This is a genomic window from Cupriavidus sp. WS, assembly GCF_000395345.1.
Taxonomy (GTDB): Bacteria; Pseudomonadota; Gammaproteobacteria; order Burkholderiales; family Burkholderiaceae; genus Cupriavidus; species Cupriavidus basilensis_B.
In genome coordinates, this window is sequence record NZ_AQPL01000753.1 from 1 (window position 1) to 519 (window position 519).

A 519-nucleotide genomic window follows, 5' to 3' on the forward strand; every position below is an offset into this window, starting at 1 on the left:
GAACCTGTCAGATTTTTTGTGTGCAACGGGTCATGAAATAATTCCGAAAGGGACGTTCCATGACCGACACAATGAGCACGAAAAAACCGAAGACCAAGAAGCAGCCGTACCCGTTCCCCGTTGAGCTGATCGACCAGCTGCTGGCGCAGGTGCAGAACAAGGACGCCGAGTCGATCCTGGGCGAAGCGGGCCTGGCTGGCCAGCTCAAGAAGATGCTGGCCGAGCGCATGCTGACGGCCGAGCTGAACCACCACCTCGCCCACGAGGAGGCCTGCAGCAAGAACCACCGCAACGGCACCTCGTCCAAGACGGTGCTCACGCCCGGCGGAGAATTGCAGTTGGATATCCCGCGTGATCGCCTGTCCAGCTTCGAGCCGAAGCTGGTCGCTAAGCACCAGCGCCGCATGCCCGGCTTCGACGACCATGTGATCAGTATGTACGCGCGCGGCATGAGCGTGCGCGAGATTCAGGCCCACCTGCTGGAGCTGTACGGGACGGAGGTGTCGCCCGACCTGATTT

General features: G+C 60.9%; 1 protein-coding gene. It reads left to right on the forward strand.

Annotated elements, in window-relative coordinates; genetic code table 11:
* Positions 1-71: 71 nt before the first annotated feature.
* On the forward strand, positions 72-519 hold a 448-nt coding region (locus K206_RS0137025), incomplete at its 3' end, for an IS256 family transposase (protein ID WP_020207210.1).